This is a genomic window from Streptomyces sp. NPDC090994, assembly GCF_044768905.1.
Lineage (GTDB): Bacteria > Actinomycetota > Actinomycetes > Streptomycetales > Streptomycetaceae > Streptomyces.
Genome location: NZ_JBIVWS010000002.1, coordinates 414,622 through 438,918, shown reverse-complemented (window position 1 = coordinate 438,918; position 24,297 = coordinate 414,622). Strand labels below are relative to the sequence as shown.

23 protein-coding genes are annotated in these 24,297 nt (G+C 73.8%); 14 read left to right on the top strand and 9 right to left on the bottom strand.

Annotation, left to right across the window (positions count from 1 at the left end; all coding sequences use genetic code 11):
• The 3 genes from ACIQR3_RS06565 to ACIQR3_RS06555 form a co-directional block, all read right to left on the bottom strand.
• The gene (locus ACIQR3_RS06565) at positions 1-2,223 is read right to left on the bottom strand and encodes an NHLP family bacteriocin export ABC transporter peptidase/permease/ATPase subunit (RefSeq protein ID WP_403535014.1); all 2,223 of its coding nucleotides are present in this window, start codon (positions 2,221-2,223) and stop codon (positions 1-3) included.
• A complete protein-coding gene (locus ACIQR3_RS06560) occupies positions 2,220-3,026 on the bottom strand; it encodes an HlyD family efflux transporter periplasmic adaptor subunit (protein WP_403535012.1) in 807 nt (268 codons plus the stop codon). Before ACIQR3_RS06560 ends, ACIQR3_RS06565 begins: the two co-directional genes overlap by 4 nt.
• Before the next feature lie 118 nt (positions 3,027-3,144).
• Entirely contained in the window at positions 3,145-3,360 is a 216-nt protein-coding gene (locus ACIQR3_RS06555) for a type A2 lantipeptide (RefSeq protein ID WP_403535009.1), read from the bottom strand.
• A 543-nt stretch (positions 3,361-3,903) separates the two neighbouring features.
• Between ACIQR3_RS06555 and ACIQR3_RS06550 the strand changes: the two genes are divergently transcribed.
• The 8 genes from ACIQR3_RS06550 to ACIQR3_RS06515 all read left to right on the top strand — a co-directional run bounded on the left by ACIQR3_RS06550 (position 3,904) and on the right by ACIQR3_RS06515 (position 12,388).
• Complete coding sequence (locus ACIQR3_RS06550; RefSeq protein ID WP_403535006.1) at positions 3,904-5,184, top strand: S1 family peptidase; 1,281 nt, start codon at positions 3,904-3,906, stop codon at positions 5,182-5,184.
• 147 nt (positions 5,185-5,331) lie between these two features.
• Positions 5,332-7,776 (top strand): SpoIIE family protein phosphatase, encoded by a 2,445-nt coding sequence (locus tag ACIQR3_RS06545; protein WP_403535004.1) that lies wholly within the window; start codon positions 5,332-5,334, stop codon positions 7,774-7,776.
• 67 nt (positions 7,777-7,843) lie between these two features.
• Positions 7,844-8,263 (top strand): CBS domain-containing protein, encoded by a 420-nt coding sequence (locus ACIQR3_RS06540; RefSeq protein WP_403535002.1) that lies wholly within the window; start codon positions 7,844-7,846, stop codon positions 8,261-8,263.
• Positions 8,264-8,333: 70 nt separating this feature from the next.
• Positions 8,334-8,519: a hypothetical protein gene (locus ACIQR3_RS06535; RefSeq protein WP_403535000.1), complete on the top strand. Its 186-nt coding sequence runs from the start codon at positions 8,334-8,336 to the stop codon at positions 8,517-8,519.
• A 155-nt stretch (positions 8,520-8,674) separates the two neighbouring features.
• Entirely contained in the window at positions 8,675-9,742 is a 1,068-nt protein-coding gene (locus ACIQR3_RS06530; protein ID WP_403534998.1) for a glucose-1-phosphate thymidylyltransferase, read from the top strand.
• Positions 9,739-10,719: a dTDP-glucose 4,6-dehydratase gene (gene rfbB, locus ACIQR3_RS06525; RefSeq protein ID WP_403534995.1), complete on the top strand. Its 981-nt coding sequence runs from the start codon at positions 9,739-9,741 to the stop codon at positions 10,717-10,719. The genes ACIQR3_RS06530 and rfbB overlap by 4 nt, the downstream gene beginning before the upstream one ends.
• Positions 10,716-11,588 (top strand): dTDP-4-dehydrorhamnose reductase, encoded by an 873-nt coding sequence (gene rfbD, locus ACIQR3_RS06520; protein WP_403534992.1) that lies wholly within the window; start codon positions 10,716-10,718, stop codon positions 11,586-11,588. The genes rfbB and rfbD overlap by 4 nt, the downstream gene beginning before the upstream one ends.
• Positions 11,585-12,388 carry a class I SAM-dependent methyltransferase gene (locus ACIQR3_RS06515; protein WP_403534989.1) on the top strand — a complete coding sequence of 268 codons (804 nt, stop codon included), beginning with the start codon at positions 11,585-11,587 and terminating at the stop codon, positions 12,386-12,388. Before rfbD ends, ACIQR3_RS06515 begins: the two co-directional genes overlap by 4 nt.
• A gap of 244 nt (positions 12,389-12,632) precedes the next feature.
• On the opposite strand, the gene rfbC is transcribed toward ACIQR3_RS06515, so the two are convergent.
• The 4 genes from rfbC to ACIQR3_RS06495 form a co-directional block, all read right to left on the bottom strand.
• A complete protein-coding gene (rfbC, locus tag ACIQR3_RS06510) occupies positions 12,633-13,229 on the bottom strand; it encodes a dTDP-4-dehydrorhamnose 3,5-epimerase (RefSeq protein ID WP_403534987.1) in 597 nt (198 codons plus the stop codon).
• 3 nt (positions 13,230-13,232) lie between these two features.
• Positions 13,233-15,176 carry a glycosyltransferase family 2 protein gene (locus tag ACIQR3_RS06505; RefSeq protein WP_403534984.1) on the bottom strand — a complete coding sequence of 648 codons (1,944 nt, stop codon included), beginning with the start codon at positions 15,174-15,176 and terminating at the stop codon, positions 13,233-13,235.
• A gap of 136 nt (positions 15,177-15,312) precedes the next feature.
• A complete protein-coding gene (locus ACIQR3_RS06500; protein ID WP_403534981.1) occupies positions 15,313-15,894 on the bottom strand; it encodes a hydrolase in 582 nt (193 codons plus the stop codon).
• 47 nt (positions 15,895-15,941) lie between these two features.
• The gene (locus ACIQR3_RS06495; protein WP_403534978.1) at positions 15,942-16,409 is read right to left on the bottom strand and encodes a MarR family winged helix-turn-helix transcriptional regulator; all 468 of its coding nucleotides are present in this window, start codon (positions 16,407-16,409) and stop codon (positions 15,942-15,944) included.
• 107 nt (positions 16,410-16,516) lie between these two features.
• On the opposite strand from ACIQR3_RS06495, the gene ACIQR3_RS06490 reads away from it, so the two are divergent.
• Positions 16,517-17,035, top strand: coding sequence for a metallophosphoesterase family protein (locus tag ACIQR3_RS06490; RefSeq protein ID WP_403534975.1), 519 nt, complete (start codon positions 16,517-16,519; stop codon positions 17,033-17,035).
• 70 nt (positions 17,036-17,105) lie between these two features.
• On the opposite strand, the gene ACIQR3_RS06485 is transcribed toward ACIQR3_RS06490, so the two are convergent.
• Positions 17,106-18,860 carry an ABC transporter ATP-binding protein gene (locus ACIQR3_RS06485; protein ID WP_403534972.1) on the bottom strand — a complete coding sequence of 585 codons (1,755 nt, stop codon included), beginning with the start codon at positions 18,858-18,860 and terminating at the stop codon, positions 17,106-17,108.
• A 116-nt stretch (positions 18,861-18,976) separates the two neighbouring features.
• On the opposite strand from ACIQR3_RS06485, the gene ACIQR3_RS06480 reads away from it, so the two are divergent.
• The 5 genes from ACIQR3_RS06480 (at position 18,977) to ACIQR3_RS06460 (ending at position 22,904) form a co-directional block, all read left to right on the top strand.
• Positions 18,977-20,065 carry an S-(hydroxymethyl)mycothiol dehydrogenase gene (locus tag ACIQR3_RS06480; protein ID WP_403534969.1) on the top strand — a complete coding sequence of 363 codons (1,089 nt, stop codon included), beginning with the start codon at positions 18,977-18,979 and terminating at the stop codon, positions 20,063-20,065.
• Positions 20,065-20,694, top strand: coding sequence for an MBL fold metallo-hydrolase (locus tag ACIQR3_RS06475; RefSeq protein WP_403534966.1), 630 nt, complete (start codon positions 20,065-20,067; stop codon positions 20,692-20,694). The genes ACIQR3_RS06480 and ACIQR3_RS06475 overlap by 1 nt, the downstream gene beginning before the upstream one ends.
• A 99-nt stretch (positions 20,695-20,793) precedes the next feature.
• Complete coding sequence (locus ACIQR3_RS06470; RefSeq protein WP_403534963.1) at positions 20,794-21,708, top strand: SDR family oxidoreductase; 915 nt, start codon at positions 20,794-20,796, stop codon at positions 21,706-21,708.
• Positions 21,709-21,826: 118 nt separating this feature from the next.
• Positions 21,827-22,012 (top strand): hypothetical protein, encoded by a 186-nt coding sequence (locus ACIQR3_RS06465; protein WP_215166945.1) that lies wholly within the window; start codon positions 21,827-21,829, stop codon positions 22,010-22,012.
• Positions 22,013-22,076: 64 nt separating this feature from the next.
• Positions 22,077-22,904, top strand: coding sequence for an EamA family transporter (locus ACIQR3_RS06460; RefSeq protein ID WP_403534960.1), 828 nt, complete (start codon positions 22,077-22,079; stop codon positions 22,902-22,904).
• A gap of 7 nt (positions 22,905-22,911) precedes the next feature.
• Here ACIQR3_RS06460 and ACIQR3_RS06455 read toward each other — a convergent pair whose 3' ends face one another.
• Positions 22,912-24,231 carry a S1 family peptidase gene (locus ACIQR3_RS06455; protein WP_403534957.1) on the bottom strand — a complete coding sequence of 440 codons (1,320 nt, stop codon included), beginning with the start codon at positions 24,229-24,231 and terminating at the stop codon, positions 22,912-22,914.
• Positions 24,232-24,297 lie beyond the last annotated feature (66 nt).

Here is a 24,297-nt window from a genome sequence, read left to right as displayed (position 1 = left end):
TCATCGCTCCCTGACCAGCGCCGCGTAGGCGCCGCCGCGCGCCACCAGTTCCTCGTGCCGCCCGCGTTCGACGACCGTGCCCTGGGTCAGGACGACGATCTCGTCGCTGTCCCGCACCGTGCTCAGCCGGTGCGCGATCACCACGCAGGCGCAGCCCCGCCGGCGGAGGTTGTCCATCACGACCTGCTCGGTCTCCGCGTCCAGCGCGCTGGTCACCTCGTCCAGGACCAGGATGCTGGGGCGGCGCACCAGGGCCCGGGCGATCTCCAGGCGCTGGCGCTGCCCGCCGGAGAAGTTCCGGCCGTCCTGCTCGACCCGGCTGCGGATGCCGCCCGGTCGGCGCATCACGACGTCGTACAGTGCCGCGTCCTTCAGCGCCTCCACCACCGCGTCGTCGGGCACGGACGGGTCCCACAGCGCCACGTTGTCCCGGACGGTGCCCTCGAAGAGGAACACCTCCTGGTCGACGAAGGAGACGGAGGCCGCCAGCGCCCCGCGCGGGATGTCCTCCAGACGCTGCCCGTCGATGCGGATCACGCCGTCCCACGGGGCGTACAGCCCCGAGATCAGCCGGGACACCGTGGACTTGCCGCTGCCCGAGCCGCCGACCAGCGCCACCTGCTGCCCCGGGCCGACGGCCAGGTCGAAGCCGGTGAGCAGCGGCTTGTCGAGGGGGTTGTAGCCGAAGGAGACGTTCTCCAGCTCGATGTGACCGCGCAGGCGGCGCGTCGACTCGTCCGCGCCGGGCCGGCCGTAGAGCGGATCGGCGTCGAAGTTCTCCACGTCCTTCAGCCGGGCCACGTCGGCCGCGAAGTCCTGGATGCGGCCGGCGACACCGTTGAGCCGGGTCAGCGGCGCGGTGAAGCGGGTGACCAGGGCCTGGAAGGCGACCAGCAGACCGACCGAGATGTGGCCCTCCACCGCGCGCAGCCCGCCGATCCACAGGATCAGCGCGCTGTTGAAGGTGGCCAGGGCCGGCGCGACCACGCCCAGCCAGGCACTGGGCACCCCGAGGCGCTGCTGCTCCTCCAGCGTGGTGGCGTGCTGTCCGGCCCACTTGCGGAAGTAGCCGTCCTCGCCGCCGGTCGCCTTCATCGTCTCGATGAGCTGGAGGCCGGTGTACGCGGTGTTGGTCAGCCGCGCCGAGTCCGCGCGCAGCTTCGCCGTGCGGGTCGCCCGCAGCTTGACCACGACCCGCATCGCCACGATGTTCAGCAGCGCCACCCCGATGCCGACGAAGGTGAGCTGGGGGTCGTAGGTGTACAGCAGCAGCGCGTACAGGACGACGACCACCGCGTCCACGCCGGCCGCCGCGAGGTCCCGGGAGAGGGTCTCGGCCACCGCGTCGTTGGACTGCAGCCGCTGCACCAGGTCGGCCGGGCTGCGCTGCGCGAAGAACGTCACCGGCAGCCGCAGCAGGTGCCGCAGGAACCGGGCGCTGGAGAGGGTGGAGGAGATCAGCCGGCCGCGCAGCAGGTTGCCCTGCTGCAGCCAGGTCAGCACCAGGGTGAGCAGCACGCACGCCGCCATGGCGGCGAACAGCACGCCCAGCAGCGAGGTCTGCCCGCCGATCAGGAACATGTCGATGTAGGTACGGCTGAGCGCGGGCACCGCCGCGCCGACCAGCACCAGCAGCAGGCTCGCCAGCACCGCCGCCGGCAGGGTGCCGGCGGTGCCGCGCAGCCGGGCCGGCATCGCGCCGAGCACCCCGGGCCTGCGTCCGCCCGTGCGGAAGCCGGGGCCGGGTTCCATGGTCAGGACCACGCCGGTGAAGGAGCCGTCGAACTCCTCCAGGGTGACGAACCGGCGTCCCTTGCCGGGGTCGTTGACGAAGACGCCCCGGCGGCCGAAGCGGCGGCCCATGCCGTCGTAGACGACGTAGTGGTTGAACTCCCAGAACAGCACGGCCGGGGCCGCGACCTCGGCGAGGGCGGCCAGGTCCATCTGCATGCCCTTGGCGGTCAGGCCGTAACCGCGCGCCGCCTTCAGGAGGTTGCTGGCGCGCGAGCCGTCGCGGGAGACGCCGCAGGCGATGCGCAGTTCTTCCAGCGGGACGTGCCGGCCGTAGTGGCCGAGGACCATCGCGAGCGAGGCGGCGCCGCACTCCACGGCCTCCATCTGGAGCACCGTGGGCGTACGGACCGTCTTCGTCCGGCTCCTGGGCACCGTGCGTTCCGGCGGGGCGGCGCGGCGGCGGCCCCGGCGTCCGGTCGTGGCGCTCATGGCAGCAGCCAGTCGACGGGGTGCTGGTCGGCCAGCCGCACCGAACCGGTGGCCATGGTCATCGAGGACAGCGAGAACGGCGGCCCCTCGGCGGACGACCAGGCGTAACCGCTCTCCGTCGCGGCGGACTCGTCGAGGCTGACGGTGACGGCGACCGGCCTGCCGTCCTTGGTGAACTGCTCGCCGAGCTGGCTGTCGCCGAGGAAGGCGGCGATCTGCGACGCGGACTGGGCGGCCCGGTCCACGGACGTCACGTGGCCGCGCAGCACGCCGTACTCCTGGGCCGGCACCGACTGCACGGTCAGGTCGACGGCGGCGTGCGCGGGGATGGCGGCGGCGCTCTCGGCGGGCACGTACACCGTGGCGTAGAGGGGGTCGTCGGCGTGCGCGACCTTCTCCACGGCGGCCACGTCGGCGCCGGTCCGGATGATCTGGCCGACGGTGGCGGCGAGCGCGCTGACCCGGCCCGCGTCGACGGTGCGCACGACGGTCTCGCCCTCGGCGGTACGGACCTTGAGGACGGGCGCGTCGGCGCCCAGCCGCTGGCCCTGCTTCGCCACGACGGCGGTGACCTGCCCGGCGACCGGGCTCTGGAGCAGATAACTGCCCTGGTTGTGCGTGAGGACGGCCGGCGCGTCGACCGTGGAGGCGACCGAGCCGGTCACGGCCCATACGGAGGCGGCCGCCATCGCGAGCACGGTGACGGACAGCACCAGCCAGCCCTGGGGACGGGCGAAGCGCACGGGGAGGTCGAGCTCCTCCGGCGACTGGAGCTTGGCGAGGGCCTGTTGGCGGAACTGCACGGGAGATGTCCAGGTGTCCGGTTTCCGGGTTTCCCGGGGAGGGCTTCCGGGGGAGGGGACGCCGAAAAGTCCCGGAGCCGGGGATGCGGCTCCGGGACTCAGCGGCACGTGGGTGCGGTCAGAGACCGGCGACCAGGCCGGTGACCGGGGCGGTGTTCAGGCCCGTGACACCCTCGACCGTGCCGACGACCGTGCCGACCACGTCGGAGACCGGGGCGATGCCGTCCACGGCACCGGTGACGGTGCCCAGGGCGTTCACGCTCAGGCCGCCGGAGACGTTGTCCAGCTCGGCGTCCGAGATCTCGACGGTCTCGACCTGGGGGGTGGAGTTCATGATGGAACTTCCCTTCGTATAGCCATTTCACAAGGGGGGAGCGGCCCCCTCTGGGGACAGATGACGGCCGCGACCACGGGCGCCGGGCGCTTGGGTCCGGAGCCCTGCGCGGCCCCCGTGGTGCGATGGATCAAAGCACGCCGTCCCGCTGCGCTTCCACTCAATCACCCGTCCCACCAGGCAACTTGCGTCACACGCGGGGTCAACCGTGCAGGCACCCGCACGCCTTCGCGGCCACTTCTTCACACGCGGCGCAGCATCGCCCCACGGGCCCCCCTTGTCCCGCCGCCGGCGAACCGGGCACTCCTCTCCAATGGCGTGCGCGGGGGCGCGCGTTTGTGCAGAACCGCCAAAGGCCGTGACCGGGGTGGGCATTCGATGTGCAGATTCCCTGGAGCGGTGGTTCCGTTTCGCAGTAGCTACAGCACGTAGTCGACCGCATGCTTTCGGTGGTGGACGGCGGATTTTGAACGGCCCGTGCGGTCCTCCCGTACCTCCTGCCAGCCATGCGCCCCGAACCCCGTCCCCAGGAGGTCGAGAAGGTTGAGTCACAAGCGAATGCCGAAGCGCAAGGCCGCGCTGGCCGCGGGCGGCGTCGCCGCGCTGGGAGCCGCCGCGATCCTGCTGCCGCAGGCGGGCGCCGCGCCGAGCGGCGGACCGGACACCGCGGCGGCGCCCCGCACCCTGAGGGCGGCGGACGCCTCCGGCCTCGCCTCGCGGCTCGCCGGAACCCTCGGCGACGCCTTCGCCGGCGCCTACTACGACGCCGACGACCAGCGGCTCGTCGTCAACGTCGTCACGGGCGACGACCACGACGTGGTCGTGCGGGCGAAGAGCGCCGGCGCGGAGGTCCGCGAGGTCGACAACACCCTCGCCGAGCTGGCGGCCGGGGCCCGGATCCTGACGTCCGAGGCGGCCGTCCCCGGCACCGCGTGGGCCGTGGACCCGCGCACCAACAAGATCCTGGTCACCGCCGACAGCACCGTCACCGGCGACCGGTGGGACCAGGTCGAGTCCACCGTCCAGGAACTGGGTGCCGGCATGGCGACGCTCAGGAAGTCCGCCGGCACCTTCGAGACGTTCGCCTCGGGCGGCGACGCGATCTTCGGCGGCGGAGCGCGCTGCTCGCTCGGCTTCAATGTCACCGCCGCCGACGGGGCGCCCGCCTTCCTGACCGCCGGTCACTGCGGGGTCGCCGCCGAGCAGTGGTCCGACGCGCAGGACGGGGCGCCGGTCGCCACCGTCGAGGAGGCGGTCTTCCCCGGCGACGGCGACTTCGCGCTCGTCCGCTACGACGATCCGGGCACCGAGGCGCCGAGCGAGGTGAACGTCGGCGAGCAGACGGTCGCCATCAGCGAGGCCGCGGAGGCCGCCGTCGGCGCGCAGGTTTTCCGGATGGGCAGCACGACCGGCCTGGCCGACGGGCAGGTGCTCGGGCTGGACGCCACGGTGAACTACCCCGAGGGCACGGTCACCGGGCTCATCCAGACCGACGTGTGCGCCGAACCCGGGGACAGCGGCGGCCCGCTGTTCACCCAGGACGGCCTGGCGGTCGGCCTCACCTCCGGCGGCAGCGGCGACTGCACGGTGGGCGGCGAGACGTTCTTCCAGCCGGTGACGACCGCGTTGGAGGCGGTGGGGGCGACACTCGGGGAGGGTGCGGGCGCGGGTGCCGGGGACGATGGTGCCGGCGCCGGCGCGGGTGCCGGGGACGGCATCGGTACGGGGGAGGAGCCCGGCGCCGGAGAGGAGACCGGCGACACGGGCACCGGCGCCGGTGACGGCGCCGCCGCCGACAGCTCCGCGCCGGCCTCGACGCACTGAGGCGCCGTACGCGCCGCTCCGCGCCCGGCACTGACGCACTGACGCACTGACGCGCCGTACGCGCCGCGCCCCGCCCGGCCCGTGGCGCGTCGGCGCGGTCCGCGCACAGGGGCTGCGCGGGCCCCGCGCAAGCGTTGTAATGGCGGCGTGACCAGTGAGGGTGACGTGGAGCGCGGAGCGGGAACGGCGCGTGCCGCGCGGGCCCTCGCGGAGCTCGCGTCCGTCGCCGGTCCGGGCGACCGGCCGCGCCGCGCCCTGGAACTGGCGCTCGTCTTCGCCGGCGCCTCCTTCGCCGGCCTCTACGCCCCCGGCGAGGACCCCGGCCTGCTGTGCCTGGCGGAGTCGGCCGGGGTGCCCCGGACGCTGTACGGGCTGCGCGACGCGTACCCCGTGTCCGGCGGCTCCCCGGTCGCCGACGCCCACCGCGGCGGCCGTCCGGTGTGGCTCGGCCCGGAGGAACTGGCCGGCCACCCCGCGGCCCGCCGCGTACCGCCGGACGGCTTCTGGCTGGCGGCGCTGCCCCTCCCCGGGAACGGCGGCTGCCTCCTCGCGGTCACCGAGCGCCCGGCGGGTTTCGGCACCGGCGGGCGCGCGCACCTGGAGCTGATCGCCGGGTCCGTCGTCCGGCCCGCCCCGCCCCCGGCCGCCCCGGACGACGCACTGCCACCGGACATGTTCACCCTCGCCGTGGACACCGGCCGGGTCGAGGTCGGCGACGACATCCTGGACGTGTTCGGCCTGGACCCCCGGGAGTTCGACGGCCGGATCGAGACGCTGCTCCGGCTGACCGTGCCGGAGGACCTGCCCTCCCTGATGTCGGTGGTCGAGGCCGACCACATGTCCCTCGGCGAGCGGGAACTGGAGTTCCGCGTGCTGCGCCCCGGCGGGGCACCGAGGTGGCTCAGACTGCGCGGACGCCTGCGGCCCGCCGGCGAGGGCCGGCCCGCCCGCCTCGTCGGCACCGTCGCCGACGCCGCCACCCTCCGCTCCGACGTCACCGACGTCGCCCGCGTCCAGCGCCTGGCCGCCGCGCTGGCCACCGCGGGCACCGTCCGCGAGGTCGGCCGGGCCGTCGTCACCGCCCTGCGCGGACCACTGCGCGCCGACCGCATCGCCCTCGCCGGACTGGAGAACGACCGTCTCGTCGTCACCGTCCTCGACCCGCCCGACCCCGAGGCATGGCCGGCAGTGTGGCGTACCGAATGGCGCTCCGAGTGGCCCGACGCCCCGCTGCGCGCCACGCCCACCCTCGCCGCGGCCCTGCGCGAGGGCCGCGCCCAGGTCTGGCCGGCCGGCACCGGCTCCCTGGAACCCGCCCTCGCCGACGTCGGCCCCGGCGGGCTCGCCGTACTGCCGCTGCCGGCCGGCGACCGGGCCGTCGGCGTCTGCCTCATCGGCTGGGACCGCCCGCACGACGTCGGCCCCGACGAACGCGCCCTGCTCACCGCCTCCGCCGGCCTCGCCGGCCAGGCCCTGAACCGGGCCCACGCCTTCGACGCCGAACACGAACTCGTCGGCATGCTCCAGCGCCAACTGCTGCCCCGCCGCCTGCCGAAACTGCCCGGCGCGGTCGCCGTAGCCCGCTACCTGCCCAGCACCGCCGGCCTCGAACTGGGCGGCGACTGGTACGACGTGATCCCGCTGCCCGACCACCACGTGGCCCTCGTCATCGGCGACGTCCAGGGCCACAGCGCCGGCGCCGCCACCCTCATGGGCCAGATGCGCACCGCCCTGCGCGCCTACGCTGTCGAGGGACACCCGCCGGACGTGGTGGTCGCCCGCGCCAACCGGCTGCTGGCCGAGATGGAGACCGACCTCTTCGCCACCTGCGCCTACGTCGACCTCGACATGGAGGAGGGCACAGCCTGGTGCGTACGGGCCGGTCATCCGCCCCCGGTGCTGCGCCACCCGGACGGCCGGACCGAGATCGCCGAGGCGGAGGGCGGCCCGCCGCTCGGCGTGGTGGCCGGGGCCGACTTCCCGATGAGTCCGCTCGGCCTGAGCCCCGGCACCCTGCTCGCCCTGACCACCGACGGCCTGGTGGAGTCGGCCGACACCGACCTCGACCAGGGCATGGACCGGCTGGCCCGCGGGCTCGCCGCGGCCGACCCCGGCCACCTCGACCTCGTCGCGGACGCCCTGCTCGAAGGAGCCCGCCGCAGCGACGACGTGGCCCTGCTGCTGGTCCGCTACGACGGGATGGCGCTGCGCCCGCTGCGCGAGAGCTGGACGGTGTGGCGGGTCCCCGAGGCGGTCCGGCACGCCCGCCGCTTCACCCGGCGCACCCTGCGCGCCTGGGACGTGGCGGACGGCGGCGTCGACGCGGTCCTGCTGGTCGTCTCCGAACTGGTCACCAACGCCCTGGTGCACACCGACGGCCCGGTCCGCCTCGACCTCACCCTGGTCGGCGGCCGGCTGCGCGTCGCGGTCGCCGACTCCTCGCCCCGCACCCCGGCCAGGCCCACCGGCGTCGGCTGGGAGGCCACCGGCGGGCGCGGCATCCTCCTCGTCGAAGCGGTCTCCGCGGCCTGGGGGACGCTGCCGGTCAGCGGCGGCAAACAGGTCTGGAGCGAACTGCCGGTCGGCCGGTGACGGCGCCCGCCATCGGGTTACCCGGCCCCCGACCGCACGTACGCGTAGGGAAGAAGAGGCAGCAGTCATGACCCAGTACGTCCGCGACATCATGACCGGCGACCCGGTGACCGTCGAACCGCAGACCTCGGTGACCGCGGTGGCCCGCATCATGCGCGACCAGGACCTCGGCGCCGTCCTGGTCACCGACGGCGACGACCTGCGCGGCCTGGTCACCGACCGGGACCTGGTGATCCGTGCCCTGGCCGAGGGCGGCGACCCGGAACGGACCACGGTGGCCGGCGCGTGCAGTGACGACCTGGTGACCGTCCGCCCCGACGAGGAACTGGACCACGCGGTGCAGGTGATGCGCGAGCACGCCGTACGCCGCGTCCCGGTGGTCGACCAGGGGCACCCCGTCGGCATCGTCTCGCTCGGCGACCTGGCCATGGAGCGCGACCCGGAGTCGGCGCTGGGCGACATCAGCGTGGCCCGGCCCAACACCTGAGCGGGTTTGGCCGTCCCGGGACCCGGGAACCCGGCCGGGGTCCCGGAGAGCAGAAGGAAGTGGATGTTCCGTGGTCACGGAGACCAGTGAGAAACCCGCCGCCCGCCACCCGGCCACCGGTTGGTCCGAGGCCCGCCGCCGACCCGGGACGGGCCCGGTGCGCACCTGGGTGCCTGCCGTCGAGGACCCCGGCGCCCCGCGCGCGACGCCGCCGGGACGGGAGCCGGAACCGCACATCGTCCGGGGCGAGGACTGACGCCCGGACCGATCCGCGCGGCGACGACGGCTGACCGACACGACGAGGGCGCGGCGACCTGACCCGGTCGCCGCGCCTTCGCCGGCACGGCTTCGCCACCACCAGGTCGATCAACTAACGTTCCGTTCACCCGGATCGACAGTAGGGTGAACCAGATGAAGGCACTGGTGCTGTCCGGCGGCGCGGGCACCCGGCTGAGGCCCATCACACACACCTCGGCCAAGCAACTCGTCCCGGTCGCCAACAAAGCTGTCCTGTTCTACGGACTGGAGTCCCTGGCCGAGGCCGGGATCACCGACGTCGGCATGATCGTCGGCGACACCGCGGCGGAGATCGAGGAAGCGGTCGGCGACGGATCGAGATTCGGCCTGAAGGTCACCTACATCCCGCAGGAACGCCCGCTGGGGCTGGCCCACGCGGTGCTGATCGCCCGGGAGTACCTGGGCGACGACGACTTCGTCATGTACCTCGGGGACAACTTCATCGTGGGCGGGATCACCGGCCTCGTCGAGGAGTTCCGCACCCACCGGCCGGACGCCCAGATCCTGCTCACCCGGGTCGCCGACCCGCGCGCCTTCGGGGTCGCCGAACTCGGCCCGGACGGCAGGGTGATCGGCCTGGAGGAGAAACCGGAGCGGCCCAAGAGCGACCTCGCCCTGGTCGGCGTGTACCTTTTCACCCCGGCCATCCATGAGGCGGTACGTGCCGTCGAGCCGTCCTGGCGCGGGGAGTTGGAGATCACCCACGCCCTCCAGCACCTCATCGACACCCGGGCCGACGTACGGTGCACGGTCATCGAGGGCTACTGGAAGGACACCGGCAACGTCGGCGACATGCTGGAGGTCAACCGGATGGTCCTGGAAGGCATGGAGCGCCGCATCGACGGCGAGGTGGACGACGTGTCCGAGACCATCGGCCGGGTCGTGGTGGAGGAGGGGGCACGGATAGTGAACTCGCGCATCGTCGGCCCCGCCGTCATCGGCGCGGGCACCGTGGTCAGCGACTCCTACGTCGGCCCGTTCACCTCCGTCGCGGAGAACTGCCGGATCACCGACAGCGAGGTGGAGTTCTCCATCGTGCTGCGCGACTCCTCGATCCACGGGGTGGGCCGGATCGAGGCATCGCTGATCGGCCGGCACGTGGAAGTGACACCGGCACCCAGTGTGCCCAGCGCCCACCGACTCGTCCTCGGAGACCACAGCAAGGTGCAGATCCACTCATGAACCTCCTCGTCACCGGCGCCGCCGGGTTCATCGGCTCCCGCTACGTCCGCAGACTCCTCGCCGACGACGCGCCGGACGCGCCGCGCGTCACGGTGCTGGACAAGCTCACCTACGCGGGCACCCTCGACAACCTCGAACTCGACCACCCGCGGCTGGAGTTCGTCCAGGGCGACATCCGCGACGCCGAACTGGTCGGCAAACTGGTCGCCGAGGCCGACCAGGTGGTGCACTTCGCCGCCGAGTCGCACGTCGACCGGTCCATCCTCGGCGCCGACGACTTCGTCCTCACCAACGTCGTCGGCACCCAGACCCTCCTCGACGCCGCCCTCAGGCACGGCCTGGAGACGTTCGTGCACGTCTCCACCGACGAGGTGTACGGCTCGATCGCCGAGGGGTCGGCGGCGGAGGAGTGGCCGCTGCGGCCCAGCTCCCCGTACTCCGCCTCCAAGGCCTCCTCCGACCTGATCGCCCTGGCCTACCACCACACCCACGGCCTGGACGTGCGGGTCACCCGCTGCTCCAACAACTACGGCCCGCACCAGTTCCCCGAGAAGGTCGTTCCGCTGTTCGTCACCAACCTCCTCGACGGGAAGAAGGTGCCGCTCTACGGCGAGGGCCTCAACGTCCGCGACTGGCTGTACGTCGACGACCACTGCCGCGGCGTCGAACTGGTCCGTACCCGGGGCCGGGCCGGGGAGGTCTACAACATCGGCGGCGGCACCGAGCTGACCAACAAGGAGCTGACCGGCCTGCTCCTGACCGCCTGCGGCGCCGACTGGGACCGGGTCGAGTACGTCGAGGACCGCAAGGGCCACGACCTGCGCTACTCGGTCGACTGGAGCAAGGCCCGCGACGAACTCGGCTACCGCCCCGAGCACGACTTCACCACCGGCCTCGCCGAGACCGTCGCCTGGTACCGCGACAACCGCGCCTGGTGGGAGCCACTGAAGCAGCGCGCCGCCCGGGGGGCCGCGTGAGGTGGCTGGTCACCGGCGCGGGCGGCATGCTCGGCCGGGACGTCGTCGCCGAACTCACCCGGCGCGGCGCCGACGTGACCGGCCTGGACCGCACCGCCCTGGACATCACCGAACCGGCCGCCCTGGAGCAGGCGTTCACCGCCCACCGCCCCGACCTGGTGGTCAACTGCGCCGCCTACACCGCCGTCGACGACGCCGAGACCGACGAGGCCCGCGCCCTGGAGATCAACGGCGAGGGCCCCCGTCTGCTCGCCCGGACCTGCGCCGCGTACGGCGCCCGCCTGGTCCACATCTCCACCGACTACGTCTTCGACGGCGCCGGCCGCGACGCCCCCTACCCGGAGGACCATCCCCCCGCCCCGCGCACCGCCTACGGCCGCACCAAGCTGGCCGGCGAGCGGGCCGTGCTGGAGGAACTCCCCGAGGCGAGCGCCGTGCTGCGCACCGCCTGGCTCTACGGCGTCCACGGCCGCAGCTTCGTCCGCACCATGATCGAGCTGGAGGGCCGCCGGGACACCGTCGACGTCGTCGACGACCAGCGCGGACAGCCCACCTGGAGCGCGGACGTCGCCGCCCGCGCGGCCGACCTCGGCCCGCTGGTCGGCTGCGGCGCGAGCGGCGTCTACCACGCCACGAGTTCCGGCGAGGCGACCTGGTACGACCTGGCCCGGGAGATCTTCTCCCTCCTCGGCGCCGACCCGGACCGGGTCCGTCCCACCGACAGCGCGGCCTTCACCCGGCCCGCGCCCCGCCCCGCATACAGCGCCCTCGCGCACGGCCGCTGGCAGGAGACCGGCCTGTCCGCGCCCCGCGACTGGCGTTCCGCCCTGCACGAGGCTCTTCCCCGAATCCGCAAGGAGTCCAGTTGAAACGCCACGAGTTCCTGCGGGAACTGCACAAGGTCAGCGCCAACCGCAACTACCTGGAGATCGGCGTCAACGACGGCCGCAGCCTGCGCCTGTCCCGGGTCCCCAGCATCGCGATCGACCCCGCGTTCAAGGTCGTCTCGGAGCTGAAGTGCGACGTCCACCTGGTGAAGGCCACCAGTGACGACTTCTTCGCCCGGAAGAACCCCCTCGCGCACCTCAAGAGCGGCCGCCACCCGCTGCGCAACATGCGCCGCGGCCGGTCCCTGACCGGTTACTGGCGGCGGACCACGCTCGACCTGTCGTTCATCGACGGAATGCACCTGTTCGAGTACGCGCTGCGCGACTTCATCAACGTGGAGAAGCACTCGGACTGGTCCAGCGTGATCGTCCTCGACGACATGCTGCCGCGCAGCGTGGACGAGGCGGCCCGGGACCGGCACACCGACGCCTGGACCGGTGACGTCTACAAGATCACCGAGGTGCTGGCCCGGTACCGGCCCGACCTGGTGACCGTCCTGGTGGACACCCGGCCCACCGGCCAGCTCGTGGTGTTCGGCGCCGACCCGGACAACACCGTGCTCCAGGACAAGTACGACGAGATCATGGCCGAGTACCTCGTCGAGGACCCGCAGAAGGTGCCGGAGACGCTGCTGGAGCGGTCCGGGGCGGTACCGGCCGAGACCCTGCTCCAGGCGGGCTTCTGGAGCCGCCTGGTCAAGGCCCGCAACCTGGGCCTGGGCCGTTCCCGCGGCTGGGAGCCGCTGCGCCGCGCGGTGGAACAGGTCGGCGTCAGCCGCTAGGCGCATCGATCACGGGAGCCGCCGGGGACCTCGGGCCCGGCGGCCGTCCCCCGGCCCGTCCCGCACGCGAGCGGGACGGGCGGGACGGGCGGGACGGGAGAACGGCAGCGACGTCGCGGGCGCCCCGGACCGGGCCCCGCGCCGAGGCCCCCACCGAGGAGGTCGTCGCCGCCGGTCCCGAGGCCGCGAAGCCCCGCCTCACCGGCCGCCCCGCCGACGCGCGGCACGGCGCCCGGCACCCCGGCTACCGGCCGCGCAGCCGCTCGTAGTACGCGGAGCAGTCCGCGAACCTCGGCAGCAGCCCCGCCCGCTCCGCCTCCGCCAGCGTCGGCGCCGCGGCGTCCTTCTCGGACAGCACCGGCGTGATGCCCTCCGGCCAGGCGATGCCCAGCTCGGGGTCGAGCGGGTGCACCCCGTGCTCTCGGCCGGGCGCGTACCCCGTCGAGCACAGGTACACCACCGTGGCGTCGTCGGTGAGCGCCATGAAGGCGTGCCCGAGCCCTTCGGCGAGGAACACCGCGTGCCGGGTGTCGTCGTCGAGCCGTACCGCCTCCCACTGCCCGAAGGAGGGGGAGCCGGTGCGGATGTCGACCACCACGTCCAGGACCGCGCCCCGCACACAGGTGACGTACTTCGCCTGGCCGGGCGGCACCTCGGAGAAGTGCACGCCCCGCAGCACGCCCCGGCGGGAGACCGAGCAGTTGGCCTGCGCCAGCGCCAGGTCGTACCCGGTGGCCTCCCGGAACTCCGCGCCGCGGTACCACTCGTGGAAACTGCCCCGGTCGTCCGGGAACACCTTGGGTTCCAGTACCCAGGCGCCCGCTATCCCCAGTGCCCGCACGTCTCACGTCCTCGCTTTCCGGGCTTCCGCGATCCGGGAAGCCGTCTTCCGTACGGCGGCGCCCAGCATCCGCCGGGCCGTGCGCCACAGTCGCTCCCCGAGCCCGGGGCGGGGCGGCGGACCCACCCGCACCGCGCCGCCCTCGACCCGCAGGGGCTGCGGCAGGCCGTGGAACCGGGGACGGTCGGCCTGCGGGGTGAGGCAGAGGGCGGCCTTCCAGGTCCCGCCGGCCAGGACGGCGGCGGGCAGCACGGCCGCGAGCCGCGACCGCGCGGGGTCCGGCGTCGGCGCCAGGGTGCCGGGCACGTCGACGGACCGGCCCGGCGCGGTGAACCGCACCAGTACCTCCGTCTCGCCGGGCACGTACAGCGGCAGTCCCGTGCCCAGCCGGTCCCCGGACACCGACAGGTCCGCGCGCGGCACCCCGAGCCGCTTGGCGGAGGCGCCGAGGTCCAGGGAGAGGTTGCGGTGCGGATCGGTCCAGTACGGCAGTACGGCCCGGGCGGCGACGACCCCGGCGGGCGGGGCGAGCCGTCCCTCGGGCCGGGGGACGGGCCCCAGCCGGCACTCCTTGGTCCAGCCGCCCAGCTTGACCCGGACCAGGGCGTCCCAGATCCCGGTGCCGGGCAGCGTGCCCGGGTCCACGGTGGCCGTCGCCCGCAGGGTGAGCCGCACCCGGCCGTCGCCGGCGGGAACCGGCTCACGGGTGAACCGCACCGGCTGGAAGTGCTGGGCGGCGCTGGAGCGTTCGCGCAGCAGCAGATCGGCGGTGGCGGCCTCGAAGCGGACCGCGGTCTGCTCCTCGACCCACGCGATCGCCTCGGCGACGTCCTTCGGCGCACCGTCCAGGGGCGTGCTCGCGGCCTCCGCGGGGAAGGTCATCGGCTGTCCGGCGCACGTGTACTCGGTCCGGAAGCCGATCTCCAGCGCGCCGTCCCGCCAGGTCACCGTCTCGGGCACGGAGCCGAGCGCGACGGACGCCTCCCACTCGGCGAACGCCACCAGGTCGTCGAACCGGTCGGCGGCGGTCAGCGCCGCGACGACCCGCTGGGTCGGCTGGAGCCCGGCCGCCACGCCGGGACCGAAGCGCTCGACGACGACCTTGTGGATCTCCGTGAACAGCTCCCGGCGGTAGTCCTCGGGCGCGGCCAGCAGCCGCTTGCCGCGCAGCCGTTCGACCATCTCGTTGCGCAGCCAGCGCCGGAACAGCCGGTCCCGCAGGGCCCCGGGCTCGGTGTACTTCTCGACGATGTCGAGGGCCTCGCGGAGGTTGCCGAAGTAGCCGACCGGGTCGAAGCGCTGGAAGCCCGCGTTGGCGGCGTCGTCCCGCTTGACGTGGTAGTAGCAGACGTAGTCGCTGAGGACGGAGACGTTCTCCGCGCGCAGGTACGCCTCCGTCACGAAGACGTGGTCCTCCAGGCGCCGCCGGCCCTCCGGGAACCTCAGCCCGATCCGGTCCAGGAACTCCCGGCGCACCATCTTGTGCGGGGTGAGGCTGTCGATCAGCGGCGTGCCGGCCAGGGTGGCCCGGGGGTGGTTGCGGCGGAACAGCTCCACGGGCACCGGGCGGCCCTTGCCGGCCATCTTGCCGACGACGACATCGGCACCGTTGGCGACGCCGTAGTCGTACATCCGCTCCAGGGCCTCGTCGCCCAGGTAGTCGTCGTTGTCGACGAACATGACGTACTCGCCCCGGGCGGCCTCGATGCCGACGTTGCGGGGCTTGCCCGACCAGCCGGAGTTCTCCTGGTGGATCACGCGCATCCGGGGGTCCTCGGCGGCGAGCGCGTCGAGCCGGGCCGGGGTGGCGTCGGTGGAGCCGTCGTCGACGAAGATCACCTCGTACGCTTCCGGAGGCAGCGACTGCCGCTGCAACGAGGCGATGCAGTCCTCGATGTATGTCCCCGGGTTGTAGACGGGAACGATGACGCTGACCTTGACCGGCATCAGGCTGGGGCCCCCTGGGTCTCTTGCCGTTCATGTGCTGGTGTGGCGAAGGTGGCCCGATGCTAACGCGGTCCGCTGTGCTCGCCGTCCCCGGCCCGTGGAAGAGGCCGTGCCGTGCGGCGACTTCGGCCGTGCGTCAGCCGTGCGCCCTGTCCAGCAGGGCGAGGACGTCGGCCGTCGTGCCCGTCTCGCCGAGCCGCGGGAAGATCCGCTCCACGCTGTTGCGGTGCGTCCGCTCGTCCATGTCGCTCATGGCGTCGGTGACCAGGGTGACGTGGTAGCCGTGCTCGTGCGCGGCGCGGGCGGTGGACTCCACGCCGATGCTGGTGGCGATGCCGGTCAGCACGATCTGGGTGACGCCCCGGCGGCGCAGCTGCACATCGAGGTCGGTGCCGTGGAAGGCGCCCCAGTTGTGCTTGGTGACGGTGATGTCACCGGGGTGCCCGGACAGTTCGCCGGCGACGACGTCCCAGCCCTCGGGCCGGGTGCCCCCGGAACCGGCCTCGGTGCGGCCCGGTGCGGCGTCCGCCCCGTCGGCCGCGAAGGAGACCCGGACCAGCACCACGGGCAGGTTCCGGGCACGGAAGGCCTCGGCCAGCTCGACGCTCCGGGCGAGGACGTCGGCGCTGCTGTGCGGGACGACGGGCGCGGCGAGGATGCCGGCCTGGAGGTCGATGACGACGAGGGCGGTACGGGGGTCGAGGGCGGTGAGAGCCATGGGGCAGGGGCCTTTCGGTGGTGCGGTGTGCGGGGGTCGGATGCCGGTCACGGCCGGGTGAGCCGCTCCAGTACGGCGAGCGCGTCGAGAACGGTCTGCCGTTCCTCCTCGCTGCACCGGTCCTGGAACGCGTGGGCCAGCCACTCGCCCCGTAGCTCCCGGTCGCCGTCGACACGGGCCCGGCCCGCGTCGGTGAGGATGACGAGCTGCCGGCGGCCGTCGTCGGGGTCGGGGGTGCGGCGGATCAGTCCGTGCCGCGCCAGTGCGGCGAGCGTCGCCGCCATGGACTGCGGACGGACCCCCTCGGCGGAGGCGAGCGCGCTGGCGGTGGCGGCACCGTGCTTGCCGACGAGGGTGAGGGCCGACACCTGCGACGGGGTGAGGTCCTCGTCCCGGGCCACCTCCCGGATCCGGCGGCGCAGCCGGCTGAACACCACGCGCAGGTCGTGCGCGGCACGGGCGGCGGAGTCGGAGACACCCTCGGCGGCTTGCCTGTTCATACTCCCGGCGTTCATGCTCCGACCCTAAAATCGACAGGACAGACTGTCCAGTCGAGGCTGCACAGTTTTACCTGTTCATGTCCGTACGGCCCGTCCGGCCGACGGGGATCTACGCTGGGCCGGTGCGCCTGCTGATCATGTCCGACACCCATCTGCCGAAGCGCGCCCGGGAGCTGCCCGCCCCGCTGCTGGCCGAACTGCCGCGCGCCGACGTCGTGTTCCACGCGGGGGACTGGGTCGACACGGCCACCCTCGACCTCCTGGCGGACTGCTCCCGCCGGCTCGTGGCCGTGTACGGCAACAACGACGGGCCCGAGCTGCGGGCCCGGCTGCCGGAGGTGGCCCGCGCCGACCTCGGCGGCCTGCGCTTCGGCGTCGTCCACGAGACCGGCCCGGCCCAGGGACGGGAGGCACGCTGCGCGGCCCGCTTCCCCGATCTGGACGTCCTGGTGTTCGGCCACAGCCACATCCCGTGGGACACCACCGCGGGCACCGGCCTGCGGCTGCTCAACCCGGGCTCCCCGACCGACCGCCGCCGCCAGCCGTACTGCACGTACCTGACCGCGACGGTCGCCGGCGGCCGGCTCGACGCCGTCGAACTCCACCGGCTGCCGCCGCGCACGCCGTCGCGGCGGCGCTGACCCCCCCCGGCGTACCGCACCTCGTCGACGGCGCTCGCGCGGGCGGCCACCCGCGTAGGCGTCTCCCCGGTCAGCCGCCGGCGGTCAGGAACTGGGTCGCCGCCAGCTCCGCGTACAGCGGGTCGGTGCCCACCAGCTCCCGGTGGGTGCCGACCGCGCGGACCCGGCCCGCGTCCATCACCACGATCCGGTCGGCCATCGTCACCGTGGACAGCCGGTGGGCCACGACCAGCACCGTCGTCGTGCGGGCCACGTCGGCGACGGTGTCGCGCAGCGCCGCCTCGTTCACCGCGTCCAGCTGCGAGGTGGCCTCGTCGAGCAGCAGCAGCCGGGGGCGGCGCAGCAGGGCCCGGGCGATCGCGACGCGCTGGCGCTCACCGCCGGACAGCTTGGTGCCCCGGTGCCCGACCAGCGTGCCCAGCCCGTCGGGCAGCCGCGCGACCAGCCCGTCCAGACGGGTCGTCTTCACCACCCGGGCGACCTCGTCGTCGTCCACCTCGGCGTTGCCCAGCAGCAGGTTGTCCCGCAGGGAACCCGACAGCACCGGCGCGTCCTGCTCGACGTACCCGATCGCGGCGCGCAGCGCGGGCAGCTCCCAGTCGGCCAGGTCCCGGCCGTCCACGGTGATCGTGCCGGACTCGGGGTCGTAGAACCGCTCGATCAGGGAGAAGACGGTGGTCTTGCCCGCGCCGGACGGGCCGACGAACGCCGTCATGCCCTGGGCGGGCACGGAGAACGTCACACCGTGGTGGATGTGGGGCAGGTCGTCGGCGTAGCGGAAACGCACGTCGTGGAAGGCGACGGCGGCCGGCCGCGTGCCGGGGGAGGGCAGCGGGGCGGCGTGCGCCGGGGGCTCGGCGGGCAGGCGCAGCGCCTCCTGGATGCGGAGCACGGCCGCCGCGCCCGTCTGGTACTGGGTGACCGCGCCGATGACCTGCTGGAGCGGGGAGATCAGGAAGAAGACGTACAGCAGGAACGCGACCAGGGTGCCGATGTCGACCGCGCCCGTGGCGACCCGCGCGCCACCCACCGCGAGCACCGTGATGAAGGCGATCTGGAGGGCGAGTCCCGCCGTGTTGCCCGCCGCCGCCGACCACTTGGCGGCGCGCACGCTCTGCCGCCAGGACTCCTCGGCCGCCTCGTGCAGGGCGCGCTCCTCGCGGTGCTCGGCACCCGACGCCTTGACCGTGCGCAGGGCGCCGAGGACCCGCTCCAGCGCGGCGCCCATCAGCCCCACCGCCTGCTGGGCCTGTCTGCTCGCCCGGTTGATGCGCGGCGCGATCAGTCCGATCACCGCGCCCGCGCCCGCGATCACCGCCAGGGTCACGCCGAGCAGCACGGTGTCGACCAGCCCCATCATCACGATCGTCGCGAGGAGGGTGAGCCCGCCGGTGGCGAGACCCACCAGGGACTCGGAGGTGACGGTGCGCAGCAGGGTGGTGTCCGAGGTGATCCGGGCCATCAGGTCGCCCGGTTCGGTGCGGTCCACGGCCGTGATCCGCAGCCGCAGCAGGTACGAGGACAGGGCGCGCCGCGCGCCGAGCACCACCGACTCGGCGGTGCGCCGCAGCACGTACGAACCCAGCGCGCCCACCACCGCGTTGACGACCACCAGGGCCGACATCGCGAGCAGCGCGCCGGTGATGGCCCGCTCGTGCGACAGGTCGTCGATCAGCCCGCGGGCGACCAGCGGGAGCAGCAGCCCGGTGGCCCCGGTGAGCAGCGACAGCACGGCGCCGCCGAGCAGGGCCCACCGGTGCGGCCGTATGTACTCCAGGAGCAGCCGCCAGGGAGGCGGGCCGGTCTTCTCGGCGATGGCGCTCACGGTGCTCCTTCGGCGGGTCGGCGCGACGACTCAGGTTACGTCGGCACTGCGCACCGTCGGCTTGCGGCTAGGGTCGGCAGGGATACAACCGTGGCCGAGAACAAGGAGCCAGCACCATGGCGCAGGAAGTACGCGGCGTGATCGCACCGGGCAAGGACGAGCCCGTGCGGATCGAGACGATCGTCGTGCCCGATCCCGGACCCGGCGAGGCCGTGGTCCAGATCCAGGCCTGCGGCGTGTGCCACACCGACCTGCACTACAAGCAGGGCGGCATCAGCGACGACTACCCCTTCCTGCTCGGCCACGAGGCCGCGGGCGTCGTCGAGTCGGTCGGCGCGGGCGTCACCGACGTCGCCCCCGGTGACTTCGTGATCCTCAACTGGCGTGCCGTGTGCGGCAAGTGCCGGGCCTGTCTGCGCGGCCGGCCCTGGTACTGCTTCGACACCCACAACGCCGAGCAGAAGATGACCCTCGCCGCCACCGGCCAGGAACTCTCCCCGGCGCTCGGCATCGGCGCCTTCGCCGAGAAGACGCTGGTCGCCGCCGGACAGTGCACCAAGGTCGACCCGGCCGTCGCCCCGGAGGTCGCCGGGCTGCTCGGCTGCGGCGTGATGGCCGGCATCGGCGCCGCGATCAACACCGGGAACGTGGGCCGCGGCGACACCGTCGCCGTCATCGGCTGCGGCGGCGTCGGGGACGCGGCGATCGCCGGTTCGTACCTGGCGGGCGCCGCCAAGGTGATCGCCGTGGACATCGACGACCGAAAGCTGGAGACCGCCCGCACCATGGGCGCCACCCACACCGTCAACTCCCGCGCCACCGACCCCGTCGAGGCGATCCGCGAGCTGACCGGCGGTTTCGGCGCCGACGTCGTCATCGAGGCGGTCGGCCGCCCGGAGACGTACCAGCAGGCGTTCTACGCCCGTGACCTGGCCGGCACGGTCGTCCTGGTCGGCGTCCCGACCCCCGAGATGAAGCTGGAACTGCCGCTCCTGGACGTCTTCGGCCGCGGCGGCGCCCTCAAGTCGTCCTGGTACGGCGACTGCCTGCCCTCCCGCGACTTCCCCATGCTGATCGACCTGCACGTCCAGGGCCGCCTGGACCTGGCCAAGTTCGTCACCGAGACCATCCGGCTCGACGAGGTGGAGCAGGCGTTCGAGCGGATGCACGCCGGTGACGTGCTGCGTTCGGTGGTGGTCCTCTGATGGCCGCCCGCATCGAACGCGTCGTCACCTCCGGGCAGTTCAGCCTGGACGGCGGCACCTGGGACGTCGACAACAACGTGTGGCTCGTCGGTGACGACCACGAGGTCGTCGTCATCGACGCCGCGCACGACGCCGACGCGATCCTGGACGCCGTCGGGGACCGCCGGCTGGCCGCCGTCGTGTGCACCCACGCCCACAACGACCACGTGGGCGCCGCCCCCGCGCTCGCCGAGCGCACCGGTGCGGTGATCTGGCTGCACCGCGACGACCTGCCCCTGTGGCGGCAGACCCACCCCGACCGCGACCCCGACGCCTGGCTGGCCGACGGCCAGGTGATCGAGGCGGCCGGCACCGACCTGACCGTGCTGCACACGCCGGGACACGCGCCCGGCGCCGTGTGCCTGTACGACCCCGGGCTCGGCACCGTCTTCACCGGCGACACCCTCTTCCAGGGCGGCCCCGGCGCCACCGGCCGTTCCTTCTCGCACTTCCCGACGATCATCGACTCGATCCGCGACCGGCTGCTGACGCTGCCGCCCGAGACGAAGGTCCTCACCGGCCACGGCGACCCCACCACCATCGGCGCGGAAGCCCCCCACCTGGACGACTGGATCAAGCGCGGGCACTGAGCAAGCCCGTCCGCAAAGACGACAGAAGGTGTCCGGCTTTCCGGGAATCCTCGATACCGGTAACGCACGAGGACTTCTCCACGCAACGGAAGGCCGGACATGTCACAGCCGCTCACGGGCAAGGTCGCACTCGTCGCCGGGGCGACCCGGGGCGCCGGACGGGGCATCGCCGTCGAACTCGGCGCGGCCGGCGCCACCGTCTACGTCACCGGGCGCAGCACCCGCGCCCGGCGCTCCGAGTACGACCGTCCCGAGACCATCGAGGACACCGCCGACCTGGTCACCGAGGCCGGCGGCCGGGGCATCGCCGTCCCCGTCGACCACCTGGAACCGGACCAGGTCGAGGCACTCGTCGACCGGATCGACCGCGAACAGGGCCGCCTGGACGTCCTGGTCAACGACATCTGGGGCGGCGAGAACCTCTTCGACTGGGACGTCCCGGTCTGGGAGCACGACCTGGAACGCGGCCTGCGGCTGCTGCGGCTCGCGGTCGAGACCCACGCCGTCACCAGCCACCACGCCCTGCCCCTGCTGCTGCGCCGCCCCGGCGGCCTGGCCGTCGAGGTCACCGACGGCACCGCCGACTACAACCGCGACCACTACCGGGTCTCCTTCTTCTACGACCTCGCCAAGACGTCCGTGCTGCGCATGGCCTTCGCCCTGGGACACGAACTCGGCCCCCGCGGCGCCACCGCCGTGGCGCTCACCCCCGGCTGGCTCCGCTCGGAGATCATGCTCGACCACTACGGCGTACGGGAGGAGAACTGGCGCGACGCCCTGCCGGCCACGCCCCACTTCGCCATCTCGGAGACACCCCGCTACGCCGGCCGCGCCGTCGCCGCGCTCGCCGCCGACCCGGACGTGGCACGCCACAACGGCCGCTCCCTCTCCAGCGGCGGCCTGGCCCGGGAGTACGGCTTCACCGACCTCGACGGCAGCCGCCCCGACGCCTGGCGCTATCTCGTCGAGGTCCAGGACCCGGGCAAGCCGGCCGACGTCACCGGGTACCGCTGACGTCGGCCGAACGGTGTGAACTCCCGCACACGCCGCGGCATATGACGTGACCAGAGACACGGTCCGGTATGTCCGTTTAGCTCGCGATTACTCACGGTGCCTTCACGTCGCGAGCCGTATGCTTCACACCATGTCCACCACTGTTGATCCTTCCTCCGAGCGATCGGCTGCCGAGGTCAACGAGGAGATCCGGGCCCTGTGGCACCGGTCGGGCGGAACCCTGAGCGGCGAGCAGCGCGAGGAGTACCAGCGACTCGTCCTGGAGTGGGCCGCCGCGGTCCCGCATCCGGTGAAGGCGGCCTGACCGCCGGCCTCCCGGTCTCCCCTCGGCAGCGCATCGCGGCTTCCGTCCGGGGCACCCCCACCGGATGGGAGCCCTCCTCGCACTGGCCTCGGCCGCCTGCTACGGCCTCGTGGACTTCGCGGGCGGCATGCTCTCCCGCCGGGTCCACCACCTCACCGTCTCCCTCCTCGGGCAGCTCGGCGGGCTGCTGCTCGCCTGTGCCGCGGCGCTCCTGTTCACCGCACCGGAGCCGCACCACGCCGACCTGCTGTGGGGCGCGCTGTCCGGCCTCGGCAGCGGCGTCGCCATGCTCTTCCTCAACCGGGGCCTGAGCCGTGGCGCGATGAGCGTCGTCGTGCCGGTGAGCGCCGTCACCGGCGTCGCGCTGTCCGTGCTGTGCGGGGTGCTCGTCCTCGGCGACCGGCCCGGCGCCGTCGCCTGGGCGGGCATCGCCGTCACGGTGCCCGCGCTCTGGCTGGTCTCCGGCGGAGGCGGCACCGGCCGCGGGCCCGCCGTGACGGACGGGCTGCTGGCCAGCGCCGGGGTCGCCGTGCAGTACCTCGCCCTGGGACAGGCCGGTCCCGGCAGCGGACTGTGGCCGGTGGCCGCCGGCCGCGCCGCCGCCGTCCTCCTGCTCCTGCCGGCCGCCGCCCGGCACCCGCGACGCCTGCGGACCCCGCCGCACCGGGCCGCCGGGGCGCTGCTGATCGGCGCCGGTGCCGCCCTCGCCCTGATCCTGTACCTGCTCGCTGCCCAGCGGCAGCTCCTGGCCGTCACCGTCGTCCTCGCCTCGCTCTACCCGGCCCTGCCGGTCCTCCTCGGCCTCGCCCTGCTGCACGAGCGGCTCACCCCGCGCCAGACGGCCGGCCTGCTCGGAGCCGCGGCGGCCACTGTCCTGCTCACCCTGGGCTGAGCCGGGCTCACCCCCAGGTCGCCGAGTAGTGCCGCCGGTACGCCTTGCGGTCGTGCTCGGTGCGGATCCAGCGGGCCGCGACCCACATGAGCAGGCTCCCGGCGACGACCAGCAGACCGGGGCCGACGTTCTGCCGGTCGGTGAGGCGGGCCAGCAGCGTCGAGGCCTGCGTGCCCGACGCCGGCGCCGCCCCTCCCGGCGCCGCGGCACCCGGCGCCGACGCCGACGGCGCGGCGGAGGCACCCTGCCCCGGCCCGGCCGGCCCGGCGGTGATCAGCCGCACACCGAGCGACCGGAGCGCCTCCGACACCGGCTGGAAGAACGTCGTACCGCCCGACGCGCAGTCCCCGTTCCCGCCCGAGGTGATGCCGAGCGCGACCCCTTCCGAGAACAGCGGGCCGCCGCTGTCCCCGGACTCCGCGCACACGTCGGTCTCGATCAGACCGGTGACCGTGCCCTCCGGATAGTTCACCGTCGCGTCCACCGCCGTCACCCGGCCGTCCCGCAGCCCGCTGGTACTGCCGCTGCGGAACACCCGCTGTCCCACGGCCGCCTCCCCGGTGCCGGTGATCCGCACGCCCTTGCCGTCGCCCACCGCCACCACCTCGGCGCCGTCGCCCGCGTCCCCGTCCGCGTACCGCACCAGCGAGAAGTCGTCGCCGGGAAAACTCCCGGCGACCGTCGCCCCGACCTCGCGGCCGTCGGCGAACCACACCGATCCCGTCGGGCCGCAGTGCCCCGCCGTCAGGACGAAGTCGTCGGTGCCGTCCGTCACGTTGAACCCGGCCGAACAGCGCCCCGCGGTGGACAGGATGGGCTGCGCCCCGCTCACCCGCGGGGTGAAGGCGCCCCCGGTGCGTTCCGTGCGGACGAAGCCGCCGATCTCCTCGGCGGCGTCCGTCACCTCCGACCAGTCGTCCGTCGAGACGGTGCTGTCGCCCCGTACCACCACCTCGTTCGACCGGTAGTCCACGGTCCACGCGGTCCCGGCCACCCGCGGCAGCGAACGCAGCGTCGCCGTCGCCGACTTCAGCTCGCGCATGCTGTGCGTCACCAGCTTCGCCGTGGCGCCCGCGCGGCGGACCTCGGCCGCCGCCCCCGCGTCGGTGACCGCGACCACCGGCCGCCCGTCGGCCCCGATCCAGTGCCCCGCCGTACGCGAGGCACCGAGCCGCGAGACGAGTCCGGCGGCCGTCACCTCCTCGGCCCGCGGGGCGGCGGGTTCGTCCGCGACGGCCGTGGTCACCATCGTGCCCCCGAGGAGCAGTCCGCCGACGGCCGCCAGCCGCACCGCCCGCCGGACGATGCGTCGTCGTACATGGCTCATACGTGCTCTCCCGTGGCCGGACCGGCGCCGTCGCCCCTCCATACGTCCCCGCGGCCGGTCGCGTTC